Raw genomic sequence first — 17,127 nt, 5'->3', positions numbered from 1 at the left:
GGCCCGCCGCGTTGGAGGCGGCCAACTAGCAACGTCCCTCAAGCCTGCCAACCCCAAAAATGCAGTGCAGCGAAGTTTTTTCACCAGCGCTGCTGATCGCGGTTGCTCCGGTCGATCGACATCAGAATGCCGAGCGACAGCAGCACCGTCATCTGGGCCGATCCGCCATAGCTGACGAGCGGCAGGGGAATGCCCACCACGGGTGCCAGGCCCATCACCATCATGAGGTTGATCGCCACATAGAAGAAGATGGTCGTGGCGAGTCCGGCCGCGGCGAGGCGGGCGAAGCGAGTGTTCGAGCGCACGCCCACGTTCACCCCCCAGCGGATGACCAGCAAGAACGCCAGGATCAGCAGCACGCCGCCGATCAGGCCCCATTCCTCGGCCATCGTCGCGAAGACGAAGTCGGTGTGACCTTCGGGGAGGTAGTCGAGGTGGCTCTGGGTGCCCTGGAGGAAGCCCTTGCCGAAGATGCCGCCGGAGCCGATCGCGATCTTGGACTGGCTGATGTGGTAGCCGGCCCCCAGCGGGTCGCTCTCCGGATCCAGGAAGATCAACACCCGGTTGCGTTGGTAGTCGTGCAGCAGGAAGTTGAACGCCACGGGCACGATCACGACGAACGCCAGCGCGCCGCCGATGAACAGTCGCAGCGGTAACCCTGCCAGGAACATGACGGTCAGGCCGCCCGCGGTGATCATCAGCGCGGTTCCAAGGTCGGGCTGCAGCATCACCAGCGCGGCGGGCACGCCGATCAGCGCGAGCGCAGGCCAGATCGCACCGAAGCGTCGGATTTCGGAAGGCGGGAGAAGGTCGTAGAAGCGCGCCAGGGCCAGGACGATGGCAGGCTTCATGAGTTCGGAAGGCTGGAGCCGGATGATGCCGATGTCGAGCCATCGCTGGCTGCCGCCGCGCACGGCCCCCAGCAGTTCCACCAGCAGGAGCAGGACGACGATCACCGCATAGGCGGGAAGGGCGCCTTGCTGCCACACCGAGAGGCGGACGCGCGAGATCACCACCGCCGCGGCGACGAAGACCAGGAAGCGGATGCCTTGGCGGAGCGCCCACGGATTGATGCTGCCGCCGGCGGCGGAGAACAGCACCACCAGCCCGAATCCGCCGATCGCCAGCACCAGCACGAGCAGCCGCCACGGCAGCTGGGCGAGCGCCGACGGAACAAGGCCGAGGCCGATGCCGGAGTTCTTGATGCGCTTCATTCGGGCCGCTTCACTCCGGACTACGGCTGGTGTTGGACTGGGCGACGTCGCCTTCGGGCACGGCCTGGTTGGCGATCGCCGCGTCGACGGCGTTGCCGACCGCCTCCGGCGTGTCGACCGTCGCGGGGGCGGGCGCCACCTGCGCAGCGGCGTTGGCAGCCTGGAAGGCGGCGGCTTCCGCCCGCATGCGCGTGGCGATGTCGCCGCCCCAGGTCGGCTCGAACTCCGCCAGCGATTTCATCGCCCGCTCCTTGTCATAGAGATAGGTGAAGATGTCGCGGGCGATGATCGGCGTGTCCAGGTTCCGGATCAGGTGGGCGTTGTGCTCCAGCACGATGCCCGCCGCGTAGCGCGGGTTGTCCGCCGACGAGAAGCAGATGAACAGCGCGTGGTCGCGCAGCTTGAAGGGCAGCTGGGCGTTGCTGAGCACGCCGGAGCGGCGCTCTGCCATGGTGATGCGGCGCACCTGCGCGCTGCCCGTCTTGCCGGCGATGGTGACGCCCGGCACCTGCATCCGCGCCGCGCCGCCGGTGCCGCCGTCGTTGACCACGGCGAACATCGAGTCCCGTACGATCGCCATCTGCTCGGGCGTTGCCGAGAGCAGCGGTGCGGTGGGAGCGCGGCCGTTCAGCAGCAGCCGAGGCTGAAGCGCGCGACCCGAGGCGAGCCTGGACGCCATCACCGCCAGCTGAAGCGGGTTGGCGAGCACGTACCCCTGGCCGATCGACGCGTTCAGCGAATCCGCCACCGTCCAGGGCTTGCCGTATTTCTTCAGCTTCCACGCCGAATCCGGCATGGTCCCGTAGCGCTGGGAGGAAAACGGCAGGTCGAAGGTCTGGCCGAGCCCAAGCGAGCGGGCGACCTTTGCAAACATGTCGTAGCCGAACCGGCGCGCCATTTCGTAGAAGTAGATGTCGCAGCTCTGCGCCACCGCGCGGCGCATGTTGGTGGGGCCATGGCCGCCGCGCTTGTGACAGTGGAAGACGCCGGTGCCGACGCGCATCGCGCCCGAACAAAACACTGTCTCCTGCGGGTGCACGCCCGCCTGCAGCAGGGCCAGCGCGTTCATCGGCTTGACCGTCGAGCCGGGGGGATACAGCCCCTGGAGCACCTTGTTCATCAAGGGGATGTGGTCGTCTTCCGACAGCATCTTCCATTCCAGCCGGCCGATGCCGTCGGAGAAGCTGTTCGGATCATAGGCCGGCATCGACACCATCGCCAGGATGTCGCCGGTCAAGCAGTCGATGACGACCGCGGCGCCGGAATTGGTGCCCAGGCGGCGGGCCGCATATTCCTGCAGCCCGGCATCGATCGTCAGGCGTACGGTCTGTCCGGGGCGGTCCGGACGGGTGGCCAGCTCACGCACCGGCTCGCCGCGGGCGGTGACCTCCACCCGCTTTTCTCCCGGCACCCCGCGGAGCCGAACTTCCAGCGTCTTTTCAAGGCCATCCTTGCCGAGCTTGAAACCCGGTGTGATGAGCAGGCGGTCCTTGGTCTCCTGATACTGCTCGGCCGACGCGGCTCCCACATAGCCCGTTAGGTGGGCAACGGCCGCGCCCATCGGGTAGTTGCGCGAGAAGCCGCGTGCCGGAACGACCCCCGGGAGGTCGGGCAGGCGAACGCTGAGTGCGGCATAGCGCTCCCACGGCAGGTTCTCGGCGACCTGAACCGGCTGCAGCCCGCGGCTGCGCTTCAGGTCGGTTTCGATCCGCTCCATGTCTTCGGCGGGTAGCGCGAGCAGATCCCGCAGCACCCCCAGAACGCGGGCAGGATCCTCCAGCCGGTCCGGGATGATGTCGACGCGGAAATCGGTGCGGTTGTTGGCGATCGGCGCACCGTTGCGGTCGACGATCCAGCCACGGCGCGGCGGCACCAGCGTCATGTTGACGCGGTTGCTTTCCGCCATCAGTTCGTAGTGCTCGTTCTCGGCGACGGCGAGCCATGCCATCCGCCCGGCGAGCAGCAAGCCCATGCCGCCCTGCATCGCCCCCAGCGCAAAGGCGCGGCGGGAAAAGGTGAAGGCCTGGGTCGCCTCGGTAACCACCCGCGACGGGCGGCTCATCTGCTGGCGCTCCTGCGATATTGCCAGGCGCAGAGGCGGGTCATCGCGGGGAAGAGCAGCCCGGAAAGAGCCGTCTGGATGAGCAAGGGGCCGTCCACATAGGCTGGAAGCATGCCGGCGAAGACCCGGCCAAGCGCCAGGCAAAGCGCCACCGCCGCGGTTGCAATCAGCCAGTCCTGCCAGAAGTCCCGCTGGACGAGGCGGGTGTCGAGCACGTCGAGGGCGATGAGGCACAGCGACCAGAGCAGCATCGCGCTGCCGAGCGGCTGGCCGCTCACGAGATCGTCGAACAAGCCCAGCGGTGCGGCCGCCCAGGCCGGCAAGGCATTCGATCGAAACAGCCGCCACGCGAGCAGGGCCAGCAGCCCGAATGGAGGCAGGAACGGGATGGTCGCGATGATCGGCACGATGGTGATCAGCGATCCGATCAGCACCATCACCACGGCTGGACGCCAATGGCGATAGGGCGGTTCGGGAACCGAAAGCTCGATCGGCACGGGCGTGCTCACGGAGCCGCGTCCGGGGCGGGAGCGGGGGGCGACGACGCGCTCGAAGCCGGAAAGGCGGGGGGCGGCGGCAACGGCGGCAAGAAAGTTTGCAAGACCAGCGCATAGTCCGCGCGATCGGGCTGGGCGAAGACCCGCGAGGTCGCGGTGTCGCGCGCATTCTGGAGCACGCGGGCAACTGGGATCCCGGGCGGGTAGATGCCGCCGATCCCCGACGTCACGAAGATGTCCCCCGCGAGGAACGGCGCGTTCGCGATGTTTGCGGACCGCACGTCCACGAACCCGTCGCCACGGCCGCTTGCGATCGCGGGCAGCCCGTCGCGGGTACGGCGAACGGGGATGACGCTGTCCGGGTCGGTCAGCAGAACCACGCGTGCGGTATTGGCGCTGGTCTCGACCACACGGCCCAGCAACCCTTCCGGCCCACGTACCGGCTGGCCGGAGCGCACGCCTTGGCTGTAGCCGGCGGCAAGCACGGCGTAGCGCCGCGTGCTCGACGCGCTCGAGCTCACGAGCCGAGCAGTAGCCACGGCCTGGATGGGCAGTTCCCGCACCTCGAGAAGCCGCCGCAGGCGCGCATTCTCGCGCGCCAGCAGGCGCGCGCGCTGCACCAGGGTTGCGTCCTGCTTCAGCGTGGCGCGCAGTCGACGGTTCTCACTCGCCGTCCGAAAATGCTCCGCGACGGCCGCCGGGCCGCTCGCGAGGAAGTCGCGGACGTGGCGCAGCCCCAGCGAAACGGGTGCCGTCCCCTCGCGCACGACGCCGCGGGCGGCTGCGAACGCAGCGGGGTGGAACGTCGACAGCAGCAGCAGGGCAGCCGCGATCAGCGCCCCTGCCGCCGCCGCGACATAGCCCAGGAACAATCCATATTGCGCCCGGCGCGAAAAGCCCGGACGCCGGTCGCGTTGCGGCGCCATGGCCGGCAACCCCCCATCAGACGGCGAGCAGAACGCCCCGGTAGATCTCGTCCTCGAGCGCACGGCCGGTGCCCAGCGCCACGCAGGTCAGCGGATCTTCCGCAACCGAAACGGGCAGGCCGGTCTCGTCGCGCAACACCTCGTCCAGCCCGTGCAGCAGGGCGCCGCCGCCGGTGAGCACGATGCCCTGGTCGACGATGTCGGCGGCCAGCTCGGGCGCGGTGTTCTCCAAGGCGATGCGAACGCCCTCGACGATGGTGTTGACCGGCTCCGCCAGTGCCTCGGCGATCTGGCCCTGGTTGATCTGGATTTCCTTGGGCACGCCGTTCACGAGGTCGCGGCCCTTGATGTGGATCACCTTGCCGATGCCGTCCACGGGCGGCTTGGCGGTGCCGACTTCCTGCTTGATGCGCTCGGCCGTGGCCTCGCCGATCAGCAGGTTGTGGTTGCGGCGGACGTAGCTGACGATCGCCTCGTCCATCTTGTCGCCGCCGACGCGCACCGAAGTGGAGTAGGCGAGGCCGCGCAGCGAGAGCACCGCGACTTCCGTGGTGCCGCCGCCGATGTCGACGACCATCGAGCCGATCGGCTCGGTCACGGGCATGTCGGCGCCGATTGCGGCTGCCATCGGCTCCTCGATCAGGAACACCTGGCTCGCGCCGGCATTGGAGGCAGCGTCGCGGATCGCGCGGCGCTCGACCGAGGTCGAGCCCGATGGCACGCAGATCACGATCTGCGGCCAGCGCACGAAGCGACGCTTACCGTGCACCTTCTCGATGAAGTGCTTGATCATCTGCTCGGCGACATCGATGTCGGCGATCACGCCGTCGCGAAGCGGGCGAATCGCCTCGATCGAGCCCGGCGTCTTGCCCATCATCAGCTTGGCGTCGTCGCCGACCGCCTTCACTTTCTTGACGCCGTTGAGCGTTTCCACGGCCACCACCGACGGCTCGTTCAGCACGACACCGCGACCGCGCAGATAGACCACCGTGTTCGCGGTGCCGAGGTCGATCGCCATGTCGTGCGACATGAATTTGAAGAAGCGGGAGAAGAGCGCCATCAGTTGTTCCGTCTATCGCCGCGTCGCCCCCGTCGCGGCAGTTCGCACCTGTTCCGGACCCCATCGACTGGATCTCTCCGGCCGATTTACGTGGCGGATGCGGGTCGCGGGATGGCGCCGCTTGGGCTAGAGCGGCACCCATGTCAATACGACGCCTGCCCGAGCATCTCGTCAACCGCATCGCCGCCGGTGAAGTGGTGGAACGCCCCGCCAGCGCGCTGAAAGAACTGGTCGAAAATGCGATCGACGCCGGCGCCACGCGGATCGCCGTCCGCATCGCGGGCGGAGGCATCGACCTGATCGAAGTGACCGACGATGGATGCGGCATGTCGCCCAGCGACATGGCCCTGGCGCTGGAGCGGCACGCGACCTCCAAGCTGCCCGACGAGCGCATCGAGGCGGTGGAAACGCTAGGCTTCCGCGGCGAGGCGCTGCCCTCGATCGCGAGCGTCGCCAGGCTGACGATGGAAAGCCGTCCGCGCGGCAGCGTCGGATGGATGCGGACGGTCGACAACGGCCGGGTCGAGGCGGAAGGACCGGCGGCGATCCCGCCGGGCACCCGCATCCGCGTGGAGGGGCTGTTCGCGCGGGTGCCCGCCCGTCGCAAGTTCCTGCGCACGCCACGGGCCGAGTTCGGCGCCTGCCTGGACGCGGTCCGCCGCCTGGCGATGGCGCGGCCGGACATCGCCTTTTCGCTGGAGCATGAGGGCAGGCGCGCCCTGTCGGTCCAGGGCGGCGAGACCCAGCCCGAACGGGTGGCCGGGCTGGTCGATCGGGCGCTCGCCGAGAACAGCGTCGCGATCGACTATGTGCGCGAGGGAATGCGGCTGGGCGGCGTCGCGGGGCTCCCGACCTTCAACCGCGGCATCGCCGACCACCAATATCTGTTCGTCAACGGCCGGCCCGTGAAGGATCGGCTGCTCGCCGGCGCCGTTCGGGGCGCCTATGGCGAGATGCTGGCACGGGACCGCCATGCGGTGGTGGCGCTGTTCCTCGACGTGCCGCCGGACCAGATCGACGTCAACGTCCACCCGGCCAAGACCGAGGTCCGCTTCCGCGACCCGGCGCTCGCACGCGGGCTGATCGTGGGCGGCTTGCGGCGTTCCCTGGACGCTGCCGGGCACCGCGTGGTCCAGCGCCCGCAGGCGGATGCGCTCGCGGCGTGGCAGCAGGAGCCGCTCGCGCCGGCAATGCCCGAGGGGGCACTGTTCGCAGCCGCGGCGGCGGCAGCAGGGCAGGGGACGACATCCTATGTACCGGTGCCGAGCTTTCACGAGCCGCGCACCAGCTTCTTCACGCCGCCTCCTCTCCAGGCGCGGGCCGAGGTCGCGGAGGCGCCGGTACCCGCAACCGGTTCGCACCCGCTGGGGGTCGCGCGCGGGCAGGTGGCCAGGACCTACATCGTCGCCGAGGCGGAGGATGGATTGGTGCTGGTCGACCAGCATGCCGCGCACGAGCGGCTCGTGCTCGAACGGATGCGTCGCGCACTCGCGCAGGGCGGCGTCGCCGCGCAGGCGCTGCTGCTGCCCGAGGTGGTCGAACTCGACGAGCCCGCTTGCGACCGGTTGGAGGAGCGCAGCGCCGAACTCGCCGAGTTCGGGCTGGAACTGGAGCGTTTCGGTCCCCGCGCGATGCTGGTGCGCGCAACTCCGGCGATGCTGGGCAAGAGCGACATCGCCGGGCTGGTCACCGACCTGGCGGACGAACTGGCCGCGCACGAGACGGCGTTCAGCCTGAAGGAGCGGATCGACCATGTCGCCGCCACCATGGCCTGCCACGGATCGGTGCGGGCCGGGCGGGTGCTCTCGGTCGCGGAGATGAACGCGCTGCTCCGCGAAATGGAGGTGACGCCGCATTCCGGCCAGTGCAACCACGGTCGACCGACGTGGGTAAAGCTGTCCATGACGGACGTGGAGAAGCTGTTCGGGAGAAAGTAGCCCCGGAAGGGCGGTTCAGAAGTGGCGATCGCAGAACTTCTTCTGCTCGGCAGGGTGAAGGCTATTCCATTGCCGCACGATGAAGTCGGCCGCCGCGAAGCATTGTCGGTAGAAGTCTCTCCCGTTTTCTTCCGCCGTTTGCGCGGAGGCGAGGCAAAGACGCGCCGTCTCCTCGCCCGAGAAGATCGCCGAGACATAGGGACCGGGCACGCCCCTGCTGGGGAGCGCAACCAGCAGGTCCGATTTGAAGCGCTCGACACCAGACGCATCTTTCGCCCACGATGGCACCGCGGCGATCTGCTTCGGTGCCGGGCGTTGCGCGCTCGGTTGCGCTACGGGAGCCGTAGGTGCTGGCTGTCCGTCCTGGGGCGCTCTGTCCGTCCAAGCTCTCAGCACGAGGGCGCCGACCACGGGAAGGAACGACAAGCCGTAGGTCGGGATGGCGAGCAGAAGCGCGACGAATAGCAACATCCACACGGTTGACGGCCCCCTGTCGGCGAGCAGCCCTCCGTCGACGCACCCCCATGTGCCGGATCAGCTGATTGCCACTTCCCGCTCCTAGCGCGAGAACCCTAACAATCGGTAGCCAACGCGCGCGCCCGGGGCGCCGTGAGCCGTAGCGGCCCAGCGGAGCCCCGGATCGAAAACCGGCGCTACGCTGCCGCCCGCCGCCGCTCCGCCATCTCCGCGTTCAGCATCTCGGCGAGCAGGAAGGCCAGCTCCAGGCTCTGCCCGGCGTTCAGGCGCGGATCGCAATAGGTGTGGTAGCGATCGGCAAGCGCCTGCTCGGTCACCGCGACCGCACCGCCGGTGCATTCGGTGACGTTCTGGCCGGTCATTTCCGCATGAATGCCGCCGGCAAAGCTGCCCTCCGCGCGATGCACGGCAAAGAAGCCGCGGACCTCAGCGAGGATCCGGTCGAAGGGGCGCGTCTTGTAGCCGTTCGCCGCCTTGATGACGTTGCCGTGCATCGGGTCGCAGCTCCACACCACCGGATGACCTTCGCGCTGGACGGCGCGGACCAGCGTCGGCAGGTGCTTCTCAATCTTGTCATGCCCGTAGCGGGTGATGAGTGTCATGCGCCCCGGCACCCGGCCCGGGTTGAGCACGTCGAGCAGGCGCAGCAGTGCGTCCGGCTCCAGGCTCGGCCCGCACTTCATGCCGATCGGGTTGCGAATGCCGCGCAGGTATTCGACGTGCGCCGACCCTTCGAAGCGGGTGCGGTCACCAATCCACAGGAAGTGGGCCGAGGTGTCGTACCAGTCGCCGGTCAGCGAATCCTGCCGGGTCAGCGCCTGCTCGTACGGAAGCAGCAGCGCCTCGTGGCTGGTGTAGAAGCTCGTTGCCTTCAGCTGCGGCACGCTGTCGGCGTCGATGCCGCATGCGGACATGAAGTCCAATGCCTCGCTGATGCGATCGGCGATGTCGGCATATTTCTGCGCGAGCGGCCCGCGGCCCATGAAGTCGTGCGTCCAGCGATGCACCTGGTGCAGGTTCGCGTAGCCGCCGGTCGCGAACGCGCGCAGCAGGTTGAGCGTCGCTGCCGACTGCGAATAGCCGCGGATCATCCGCTGCGGATCGGGAATGCGGGATTCCGGGGTGAAGGCGATGTCGTTGATGATGTCGCCGCGGTAGCTCGGCAACTCCACGCCATCCTGCGCCTCCAGCGGCGCGGACCGCGGCTTGGCGAACTGGCCCGCCATGCGGCCGAGCTTCACCGTTGGCAGCTTGGACGCGAAGGTCAGCACCACCGCCATCTGCAGCAGCACGCGGAAGGTGTCGCGGATGTTGTTGGCGCTGTGCTCCGCGAAGCTCTCGGCGCAATCCCCGCCCTGGAGCAGGAACGCGCGGCCGGCCGCAACTTCCGCCAGCTCCGCAGTCAGGTTGCGCGCCTCACCCGCGAACACCAGCGGCGGGAAGCTCGCGAGCTGTGCGGTGGCGGCGTCGAGCGCGTCGGCGTCGGGATAGTCGGGCATCTGGCGGGCCTCGGCCCGTTTCCAGCTGTCGGGGGCCCAGTTCGCGGCCATGGCATTCTCCAGCGAGGAAGCCGGGATGAACCAGTCGGCGTGGTGCGCGATGCCGTTCGCGGCGATCTGGTTGACCACCTTGGCATTGGCGCGCTTGCCGTCTTCTTCCCAGCCTTGGACGGTGCTGCCAGGCGTGTCGTACCATGCGCCGAAGCCCGCGCGGGTCAGCGCGCGTTCTTCGCGGAAACGTCGGATCTTGGCACCGGCTAGCGTCGTCATGCGCCGGCGTTACCCGAACAGGGTAAGGCTCTGCAACCCGCTTTGTGGCGCCAAACCTTTTATCGGAGATGGCGCCGTTGGATCAGCGGCGGCCGTCCTCGCGCCGCTCCTGCTCGCGGTCGGAGGTCGCGTGCGGCGTCGCCTGCGCCCTGGGATTGGTCGAAACTGCCCGGTCGCCGCGCTGGTTGGCGGTCGGCTCCGTACGCCTCGGAGCCTCGGGCGCGGCTGCCGTGCGGGTCGGGGTAGGAGTGGGGCGCGCGGTACCGGTGTCGCGGCTCCGGTGCTCGGTCGGGGCGGAGGCTTGCGTGCGGCCACTGCCTGTGGCGGTCGGCCGCGGCGAGCGCGACGCCTGCTGCCTGGCCTCGTCACGCTGGTTGCGCGCCGTCCGGGCGACCTGTTCCGCCTCGCGGGTGCGGGTCGCGTCCGGCCTTTCCGACCTGCCGTTGCGATTGACGACGCCGCGAACCTTGCCGCCTTCATAGGTATAGCCGCGGTCGTCGCGCTGGACGAAATAGGGCGCATCCTCGCCGTTGCGGAAATAGGCGACCTGCTTGCCGTCACGCGAGGCGGTGCGGACGATCTGGCCGTTGCGCATCCACGCCCAGCCATCCCCGTGGCGAACGCGGGTGATGCCCGTGTCGGCCGCGATCGCTGCCGCCGTCGCCGCTGCGGCCGCCACCGCCGTGGCGTCTGCCGACGACGTGCTGCTGGTCACGGCCGGAACGGCTTCCACTTCCACGTCCTCGATGGTCGCCTCGTCAACGACATCCTCGTCGACGCCATTCTCGTCGAGGACTCCGTCGTTGAGGGCCGCTTCGCTGTTCTCGGCGGCAGGCTCGCTGGGGCTGTTGCAGGCGCCCAGCGCCAGCAGCGCCGCGAGCGCGCCAGCGGAAGCGAGCGTCCGAGCGCGTCGAGGAGGGAAGCCATAAGCCATACACGGTCCTTTCATGCTGCCGCCGACCGGGCCATGGCCCACGTCGGAACGGCTGCTTGAATGATCCTGCGCCGCGGCCGGTTCCGTTACGAACCCGAAAGGATTGCTGCGCTGCCAGTCTACAGCGCCGGTTTCCAGTCCCAGCCCAGCGGATCGCCGTCCATGACCTCGATCTGTGCTGCCGAGAGTTCGTCGCGGATCGCGTCCGAGCGCGCGAAGTCCTTGTCGGCGCGAGCCTGCTTGCGCTCCGCCAGCCGTGCCTCGACGGCTTCGGCGGTCAGCATGGCTACGGCCGGGCGCACCCGCAGGGTGGTACGCTCCAGGTGCAGCAGGTCGAGGCCGAGCACCGCGTCGAACTGCGCGAGGGCTGCCAGGCGATCAGCGGGCGACAGCTTCTTGTCGGCGAGGAGGTCATCGAGCACCGGCAGGGCGCGCGGGGTAGCAAGATCGTCGGACACCGCTTCGTCCAGCCGCGCGAGATAGGCTCCTGCCTCCCCCGCGTCGCCTTCCGCATCGCCCGCGCGCGCCTTGAGCGCGGAGACCGTCATCACCAGTCGCTTCAGCCGGGTGAGGGCAGCGAGCAGGTTCTCGCCCGAGAACTCCAGCTCGGAACGATAATGGGCCGAAAGGCACATCAGCCGATAGGCGAGCGGGTGGACGCCCGCATCGATTAGCGTCTGGAGCGTGGTGAAGCCGCCCTTGGACTTGGACATCTTGCCCGATCGTTCGACCAGGAAGTTGTTGTGCATCCAGAAGCGCGCGCCGGTGAAATCCGGGTCAGCGTCGGTGCAGCCGCAATAGGCCTGGTTCTGCGCAATCTCGTTGGGGTGGTGGATCTCGCGGTGGTCGATGCCGCCGGTGTGGATGTCGAACGGCTCGGGCCCGAGATACTTCAGGCTCATTACCGAGCATTCGAGATGCCAGCCCGGCGCGCCCTTGCCCCAGGGCGAGTCCCATTCCATCTGGCGCTGCTCGCCCGGCGGCGACTTGCGCCAGATCGCGAAGTCCTGCGGGTGGCGCTTGCCGGCCACCGGATCGATGCGCCCCGCGGCCGCGTCATCCTGGCCACCGGCGAGGCGACCATAGTTCGGTACGCTGCTGCTGTCGAAATAGAGGCCGCTTTCGAGTTCGTAGCAGTGATCGGGCGCGATCTTTTCGGCAAAGGCGATCATCTCGGCGATATGGTCGGTCGCGACCGACCAGCGCGTGGGATCGGCGATGTTGAGATCGGCGAGGTTCTGCTTGAACGCGGCGGTGTAGTGGGCGGCGATGTCCCAGATGCTCTGCGCCTGGGCGCGCGCGGCGGCCTCCATCTTGTCGTCGCCGGCATCCGCATCCGACGTCAGGTGGCCGACGTCGGTGATGTTGATGACGTGGGTGAGGGAATAGCCCTTCCACTTGAGCACGCGCGCCAGCGTGTCGGTGAAGACGTAGGCGCGCAGGTTGCCGATGTGCGCATAGTTGTAGACCGTCGGACCGCAGGAATAGACTCGCACGCCGCGCTCGGGATCGGCGGGCGCGAAGCGCTCCAGCGAACGGGTCAGCGAATTGTAGAGCGTGAGCGGTGCGGTCGACATGCTGCGCGCATAGCTCTTGCGTGCGGCGCTGCCAACGCGCGTCCGGACGACTTTCGCGACGCTCGGCGGAACGGGCGCGCGCGCTGTCGGTTGGCAGCACAAGGCGATTTCCGAAACGCCGCGAAGCAGAAACAGCCCAGGAGCGATGCGATGAGCGATGAGGCGAGGGACGACGCGCCCGACATCCTTGCGAAAGACGCCGAGGTACGGCGCAGTGACACGCCCGGGGGCCAATCCTCGGTGAGCGGCGTCGCGGTCACGATCAACAAGCCCCGCCAGGAACTCTATGCCTATTGGCGTGACTTCTCGAACCTCGCCGGGGTCATGGAGAACGTCGAGTCGATCGAGGTCCTCGATCGCAACCGCTCCCACTGGAAGGTGAAGGGTCCGAACGGCGTCTACGAGTGGGACGCGATCGTCACCGAGGACGTCGAGGGCGAGCGCATCGCCTGGAAGTCGGCCGAGGGCGCCGATGTCGAGAACAGCGGCTGGGTGGCGTTCAGCGATGCCAACCCCGGGCGCGGAACGGTCGTGACCGCGGCCATTGCCTATGAGCCGCCGGGCGGCCTCATCGGCAAGGTGGTGGCCAAGCTCACCCAGAAGGAACCGCGCATTCAGGCGCGACGGGACTTGCGGCGGCTGAAGCAGCTGCTGGAGACGGGCGAGATCGCGACGAGCTCGCCGCCCAACCCTGCGCCCAAGGCCTGATCCCCTCTTTTCTCAAGGAAAACCAGATGCGAGCGCTCACCTGGCACGGCAAGCACGACGTCCGCGTGGATACGGTTCCCGATCCCGAGATCCTCAACCCACGGGACGCGATCCTCAAGATCACCTCGACCGCGATCTGCGGATCCGACCTGCACCTTTACGACGGCTATATCCCGACCATGAAGGCGGGCGACATCCTGGGCCATGAGTTCATGGGCGAGGTGGTCGAGACCGGCCCCAAGTCCACGCTCAAGAAGGGCCAGCGCGTCGTCGTCCCCTTCGTGATCGCGTGCGGCGAATGCTATTTTTGCGGCAAGCAGCAATATTCGGCCTGCGACAACTCGAACCCGGCCGACAACCAGGACATCGCCCCCAATCTGTGGGGCGCGGCACCCGCGGGGCTGTTCGGATACAGCCACATGACCGGCGGCTACCCCGGCGGCCAGGCGGAATATGTCCGCGTGCCTTTTTCGGACGTTGGCCCGATCGTGATCCCGGACGGGATCGAGGACGAAAAGGTGCTGTTCCTGTCGGACATCCTGCCCACCGGCTGGATGGCGGCGGAAAATTGCGACATCGAACCCGGCGACACGGTCGCGGTGTGGGGCTGCGGCCCGGTCGGACTGTTCGGCATCCAATCCGCGTTCGTGCTGGGTGCGCATCGGGTGATCGCGATCGACCATTTCCCCCACCGGCTGGAGCTGGCGAAGCAGATGGGCGCGGAGGTCATCAACTTCGAGCAGACCGACGTCTATGATGCGCTGATGACGATGACCGGCGGTATCGGGCCCGACGCGGTGATGGACGCGGTCGGGCTGGAGAGCCACGGGCTCTACCTCGACAACGTGGTCGACCAGATCAAGGCGTCGACCTTCCTCGGCACCGATCGGCCGCATGCACTGCGCCAGGCGATCATGGCCTGCCGCAAGGGCGGCCGGGTGTCGGTGCCCGGCGTCTACGGCGGCTTCGTCGACAAGTTCCCGTTCGGCGCGGTGATGGAGAAGGGACTGACGCTCAAGACGGGGCAGACGCACGTCCAGCGCTATCTCCCTGGGCTGCTGCAGGCGATCCTGGAGGAGAAGCTCGACACGACCTTCCTGATCTCGGACCGGATGAGCCTGGAGGAAGCCCCCAAGGGCTATGCCAAGTTCAAGAACGAGCAGAACGAATGCACCAAGGTGGTGCTGAAGCCGGACTGGGCGAAGGCCACGGCCTGAACGCCGGAGAGGAACTCGAAGCATGGCAGAAAAGCTTGCAGTGATTACCGGTGCCTCGACGGGCATTGGGTATGAGATCGCGAAGATTGCGGCAGGGGAGGGCTTCGACCTGATCCTGGTCGCCGACGAGCCCCAGATCGAAACGGCTGCGGCCACGCTGGTCGGGACTGGCGTGACGGTGGAAACGGTGCAGGCCGACCTCGCGACCTTCGAAGGCAACGACCAGTTGCTGGCGAAGATCGGCGAGCGGCCGGTGGACGTGCTCGTCGCCAACGCCGGACGCGGGCTGGGTCACGCCTTCGTCGAGCAGGACGTGGCGGCGTGGCGCAAGGTGATCGACACCAACGTCACCGGCACCACCTATCTGCTGCAGAAGATGCTGCAGCGGATGAAGGCGCGCGATGCCGGCCAGGTGCTGATCACCGGTTCGATCGCCGGGCTGATGCCGGGTGCCTACCAGGCGGTGTACAACGGCACCAAGGCGTATCTCGACAGCTTCGCCTATGCCTTGCGCAACGAGCTGAAGGACACGGGCGTGTCGATCACCGTGCTGATGCCGGGGCCGACGGAGACCGAGTTCTTCAAGCGCGCCAACATGATGGACACGCCGGTCGGCACCCAGGACAAGGACGATGCCGCGATGGTCGCGCGCACCGGCTGGGACGCGATGCAGAAGGGCACGGCGCATGTCGTCGCCGGCACCAAGAACAAGATCCAGGCGGCGGTCAGCCACGTCGTCCCGGACACCCTGCTGGCTCGCATGCACGAGAACATGGCCAAGCCCGACGGGGAGTGACCGCCTCTCTGGGCTTCCGTCGCGGCGGGAGCCCAGGGGCGGCGCACGCCTGCTGCAGAGGGTGGGCGCCTCTTGGGAGTGCTCAAGGAAAGGGGGAGCGTGGCTCCCCCTTTTCTACGTCAGCCGGCGAGCGGGGTCGGTATCGCGGCCGGCGCGGCACGTGGCTTTTCGCCCAGTGCCGCGCGGACCATCGTGTCCCAGATCTCGGCGGCGTCGGCGGTTCCCAGCGCATTGCCTGCGGTCACCATCTCCTGGCTGGGTTCGCGCAGCGCGCGCAGGATCGCTGCGGCACGCGGCAATTCGTCCGCAAGCCGGTCGTTGACCTCGGCGCTGACGACCTCGTCCGGCTCGGCATCGCCGCGGCCGTTGGGGCTGAGCGCGTGCGCCACCAGCACGCGCGCGATGCGCTCGATCGGGGAGGTGGCGGCGATATGGGTCATGGGGCTCTCCTTTGGCCGATCGAACGCGCCTGCGCGCCGCTGCGTTCCGCCGGTGGCCGTGGTTGACAAGCGCACCCCGGAAGGCACGGGGTGCGCGTGATGAACTCCCTCCAAGCTCCTGCCCCGGCCGACCGGACGGCGAGTCCGGCGAAGCCTTCGCTCGGCCGGATCGCCCTTTTTGCGACCGGCGATTTCGCCTGCAATCTCTACTGGCAGAGCCTCAGCTTCTTTCTGCTGTTCTTCTACACCGATGCGCTGCGGCTCTCGCCTGCGGTGGCGGGCATCGTGCTGCTGATCGGATCGGTGTGGGACGGGATCGCGGACCTGCTGGTCGGCATTCACGCCGAGCGCTCCCGCCGCGACTATCGCTGGTTCCTGAGCGCGGGGGCGGTGCCGCTGGGGCTGGGGTTCGTGCTGCTGTATGTGGCGCCGCCGCTGGACGGCGCTGCCTTGGTGGTGACGGTGCTGGCGATGCACCTTCTGTTCCGGGCGCTCTATGCCTTTGTGAACATCCCCTATTCGGCGATGACCGCGCGGATCACGGGGGACAGCGGGCAGCGGGCGCTGATCTCCGGTCTGCGCATGCTCTTCGGCACGGCGGCTGCTCTGGTGGTGGCGCTGGGGACCGAACGGATTGCGGCGATCCGGCCGGGAGGCTTGGGAGGGACGGAGGGGTATCTGACGGCGGCGCTGCTGTTCGGGCTCGTCGGCGCCGCGCTGCTGGTCGTCGTCGGTCGCGGATCGCCCGCCGCCTATGGCCAGGGGCAGGCGCGCGTCTCCATCCTCGCCGCGATGCGGGTGCTCGCCCGCAATCGCGCCTTCGTGACGCTCAACCTGGCGATGGCGGCGGTCGGCATGGCCGCGACGGCGCTCACCCGGTCGGTACTCTATTATTTCAGCTACGTCGTGGGCGACAGCGCAGGCGGCCCGGCAGCGCTGGCGATGATGGGCTTTGCGGGCGCGCTCTTCGTACCGATGTGGATGGCGCTCGGCGTGCGGACCGGGATGCGTGGACTCTGGTTCGCTTCTGCGGTGCTCGGGAGCGCTGCGGTCGGTGTATTTGCGGGAGCCGGTGGGTCGGATGCCTGGACGGCGCAACTGTTCCTGGTGGTGATGCAGGCGGCGCTAGTGGGCTTCAACCTCGTGTTCTGGGCCATGCTGCCGGACACGGTGGAATATGGCGAGCACCGCGCCGGGGTGCGGGTGGAGGCGCTGGGTTTCGGCGTGTCGGCGCTGGTCCAGAAATTCGCGCTGGGGCTGGCCGCCGCCCTGATGGGGCTCATCTACCAGCTGGTCGGCTATCATCCCGGCGCCGTGCAGACGGCGGAGACGGTGACGGGCATCCGGTGGGTGATGCTGGTCATGCCCGCCCTGTGCTTCGGCGCCTCGGCCGTCGTGATGTGGGCGAACCCGCTCCGGCGCGGCGCGCATGCGAAGATCGTCGCGGATCTTGCGGCACGCTCGAAGGAGAGGTGAGGCACCGTGCCCCTGCTGGCGCAGGAGCACGGTGCCG

At 68.2% G+C, this 17,127-nt stretch carries 15 protein-coding genes; 5 read left to right on the top strand and 10 right to left on the bottom strand.

Going from position 1 to position 17,127, the window contains the following annotated elements; translation table 11 throughout:
* Positions 1–80: 80 nt before the first annotated feature.
* From rodA to VPH46_RS04710, 5 genes are read right to left on the bottom strand one after another with little or no spacing between them, the layout of a single operon-like run.
* Complete coding sequence (rodA, locus tag VPH46_RS04730) at positions 81–1,214, bottom strand: rod shape-determining protein RodA (protein ID WP_416609353.1); 1,134 nt, start codon at positions 1,212–1,214, stop codon at positions 81–83.
* Between the two features lie 10 nt (positions 1,215–1,224).
* Positions 1,225–3,276: a penicillin-binding protein 2 gene (gene mrdA, locus VPH46_RS04725; protein ID WP_125960497.1), complete on the bottom strand. Its 2,052-nt coding sequence runs from the start codon at positions 3,274–3,276 to the stop codon at positions 1,225–1,227.
* A complete protein-coding gene (mreD, locus tag VPH46_RS04720; protein ID WP_416609351.1) occupies positions 3,273–3,785 on the bottom strand; it encodes a rod shape-determining protein MreD in 513 nt (170 codons plus the stop codon). Before mreD ends, mrdA begins: the two co-directional genes overlap by 4 nt.
* Positions 3,782–4,699 carry a rod shape-determining protein MreC gene (mreC, locus tag VPH46_RS04715; protein ID WP_416609349.1) on the bottom strand — a complete coding sequence of 306 codons (918 nt, stop codon included), beginning with the start codon at positions 4,697–4,699 and terminating at the stop codon, positions 3,782–3,784. The genes mreD and mreC overlap by 4 nt, the downstream gene beginning before the upstream one ends.
* A gap of 16 nt (positions 4,700–4,715) precedes the next feature.
* Positions 4,716–5,759 carry a rod shape-determining protein gene (locus VPH46_RS04710; protein ID WP_125960494.1) on the bottom strand — a complete coding sequence of 348 codons (1,044 nt, stop codon included), beginning with the start codon at positions 5,757–5,759 and terminating at the stop codon, positions 4,716–4,718.
* A 140-nt stretch (positions 5,760–5,899) separates the two neighbouring features.
* Between VPH46_RS04710 and mutL the strand changes: the two genes are divergently transcribed.
* Positions 5,900–7,696 (top strand): DNA mismatch repair endonuclease MutL, encoded by a 1,797-nt coding sequence (mutL, locus tag VPH46_RS04705; RefSeq protein WP_416609346.1) that lies wholly within the window; start codon positions 5,900–5,902, stop codon positions 7,694–7,696.
* Positions 7,697–7,711: 15 nt separating this feature from the next.
* Here mutL and VPH46_RS04700 read toward each other — a convergent pair whose 3' ends face one another.
* The 4 genes from VPH46_RS04700 to cysS form a co-directional block, all read right to left on the bottom strand.
* Positions 7,712–8,167, bottom strand: coding sequence for a hypothetical protein (locus VPH46_RS04700; protein WP_416609344.1), 456 nt, complete (start codon positions 8,165–8,167; stop codon positions 7,712–7,714).
* Between the two features lie 182 nt (positions 8,168–8,349).
* The gene (locus tag VPH46_RS04695; protein ID WP_204991437.1) at positions 8,350–9,723 is read right to left on the bottom strand and encodes a class II 3-deoxy-7-phosphoheptulonate synthase; all 1,374 of its coding nucleotides are present in this window, start codon (positions 9,721–9,723) and stop codon (positions 8,350–8,352) included.
* Between the two features lie 301 nt (positions 9,724–10,024).
* Positions 10,025–10,876, bottom strand: coding sequence for a hypothetical protein (locus VPH46_RS04690; RefSeq protein ID WP_416609342.1), 852 nt, complete (start codon positions 10,874–10,876; stop codon positions 10,025–10,027).
* Between the two features lie 119 nt (positions 10,877–10,995).
* A complete protein-coding gene (cysS, locus tag VPH46_RS04685; protein ID WP_416609340.1) occupies positions 10,996–12,453 on the bottom strand; it encodes a cysteine--tRNA ligase in 1,458 nt (485 codons plus the stop codon).
* Positions 12,454–12,603: 150 nt separating this feature from the next.
* On the opposite strand from cysS, the gene VPH46_RS04680 reads away from it, so the two are divergent.
* The 3 genes from VPH46_RS04680 to VPH46_RS04670 are packed head-to-tail and all read left to right on the top strand — an operon-like array spanning position 12,604 to position 15,174.
* A complete protein-coding gene (locus VPH46_RS04680) occupies positions 12,604–13,161 on the top strand; it encodes an SRPBCC family protein (RefSeq protein WP_132882816.1) in 558 nt (185 codons plus the stop codon).
* Between the two features lie 26 nt (positions 13,162–13,187).
* Complete coding sequence (locus VPH46_RS04675) at positions 13,188–14,378, top strand: zinc-dependent alcohol dehydrogenase (RefSeq protein ID WP_129342394.1); 1,191 nt, start codon at positions 13,188–13,190, stop codon at positions 14,376–14,378.
* A 22-nt stretch (positions 14,379–14,400) separates the two neighbouring features.
* Positions 14,401–15,174, top strand: a complete 774-nt coding sequence (locus tag VPH46_RS04670) for an SDR family NAD(P)-dependent oxidoreductase (RefSeq protein ID WP_132882818.1) — start codon at positions 14,401–14,403, stop codon at positions 15,172–15,174.
* A gap of 119 nt (positions 15,175–15,293) precedes the next feature.
* Here the strand turns inward: VPH46_RS04670 and VPH46_RS04665 are convergent, their stop codons facing one another.
* On the bottom strand, positions 15,294–15,614 hold the full coding sequence (locus VPH46_RS04665; RefSeq protein WP_416609337.1) for a hypothetical protein: 321 nt from the start codon (positions 15,612–15,614) through the stop codon (positions 15,294–15,296).
* Positions 15,615–15,713: 99 nt separating this feature from the next.
* On the opposite strand from VPH46_RS04665, the gene VPH46_RS04660 reads away from it, so the two are divergent.
* On the top strand, positions 15,714–17,090 hold the full coding sequence (locus VPH46_RS04660) for an MFS transporter (RefSeq protein WP_416609335.1): 1,377 nt from the start codon (positions 15,714–15,716) through the stop codon (positions 17,088–17,090).
* The last annotated feature ends 37 nt before the right edge of the window (positions 17,091–17,127 follow it).

It is taken from the genome of Sphingomonas sp. MJ1 (PH-R8) (assembly GCF_048058635.1).
Classification (GTDB): Bacteria; Pseudomonadota; Alphaproteobacteria; order Sphingomonadales; family Sphingomonadaceae; genus Sphingomonas.
The sequence above is the reverse complement of the archived record's forward strand: the minus strand, read 5'-3'. Positions and strand labels throughout refer to the sequence as shown.

Excerpts from the sequence above, each read along its gene's own strand:
- rodA (WP_416609353.1), bottom strand. The coding sequence starts at position 1,214 with ATGAAGCGCATCAAGAACTCCGGCATCGGCCTCGGCCTTGTTCCGTCG.
- mrdA (WP_125960497.1), bottom strand. The coding sequence starts at position 3,276 with ATGAGCCGCCCGTCGCGGGTGGTTACCGAGGCGACCCAGGCCTTCACC.
- mreC (WP_416609349.1), bottom strand. The coding sequence starts at position 4,699 with ATGGCGCCGCAACGCGACCGGCGTCCGGGCTTTTCGCGCCGGGCGCAA.
- VPH46_RS04710 (WP_125960494.1), bottom strand. The coding sequence starts at position 5,759 with ATGGCGCTCTTCTCCCGCTTCTTCAAATTCATGTCGCACGACATGGCG.
- mutL (WP_416609346.1), top strand. The coding sequence starts at position 5,900 with ATGTCAATACGACGCCTGCCCGAGCATCTCGTCAACCGCATCGCCGCC.
- VPH46_RS04700 (WP_416609344.1), bottom strand. The coding sequence starts at position 8,167 with ATGTTGCTATTCGTCGCGCTTCTGCTCGCCATCCCGACCTACGGCTTG.
- VPH46_RS04695 (WP_204991437.1), bottom strand. The coding sequence starts at position 9,723 with ATGGCCGCGAACTGGGCCCCCGACAGCTGGAAACGGGCCGAGGCCCGC.
- VPH46_RS04690 (WP_416609342.1), bottom strand. The coding sequence starts at position 10,876 with ATGGCTTATGGCTTCCCTCCTCGACGCGCTCGGACGCTCGCTTCCGCT.
- cysS (WP_416609340.1), bottom strand. The coding sequence starts at position 12,453 with ATGTCGACCGCACCGCTCACGCTCTACAATTCGCTGACCCGTTCGCTG.
- VPH46_RS04680 (WP_132882816.1), top strand. The coding sequence starts at position 12,604 with ATGAGCGATGAGGCGAGGGACGACGCGCCCGACATCCTTGCGAAAGAC.
- VPH46_RS04675 (WP_129342394.1), top strand. The coding sequence starts at position 13,188 with ATGCGAGCGCTCACCTGGCACGGCAAGCACGACGTCCGCGTGGATACG.
- VPH46_RS04670 (WP_132882818.1), top strand. The coding sequence starts at position 14,401 with ATGGCAGAAAAGCTTGCAGTGATTACCGGTGCCTCGACGGGCATTGGG.
- VPH46_RS04665 (WP_416609337.1), bottom strand. The coding sequence starts at position 15,614 with ATGACCCATATCGCCGCCACCTCCCCGATCGAGCGCATCGCGCGCGTG.
- VPH46_RS04660 (WP_416609335.1), top strand. The coding sequence starts at position 15,714 with ATGAACTCCCTCCAAGCTCCTGCCCCGGCCGACCGGACGGCGAGTCCG.